1 pseudogene is annotated in these 218 nt (G+C 69.7%); it reads left to right on the top strand.

The features are described 5' to 3' along the window. Window positions 1-218, top strand: a pseudogene (locus BN358_RS22985) (ECF transporter S component); the annotation flags it as partial.

Genomic DNA, 218 nt, shown 5'->3' with positions numbered 1-218 from the left:
GGATGGACGCGAAGGCGCTCGCCATGCTGGGCGTACTGGCCGCGGTCGGCACGATCCTGCGTCCGCTCAGCGCGGGGACGGCGGGTTTCGAGCTGGTCTTCTTCATCATGATCCTCGCCGGGCGGGTGTTCGGGGCCGGCTTCGGCTTCACCCTCGGCGCGATCACCCTGTTCACGTCCGCACTGATCACGTCCGGGGTCGGGCCGTGGCTGCCCTAC

The organism is Sedimentibacter sp. B4, from assembly GCF_000309315.1.
Taxonomy (GTDB): Bacteria; Bacillota; Clostridia; order Tissierellales; family Sedimentibacteraceae; genus Sedimentibacter; species Sedimentibacter saalensis.
Note: the sequence above shows the minus strand (reverse complement) of the source record. Positions and strands in the feature narration are given on the sequence as shown.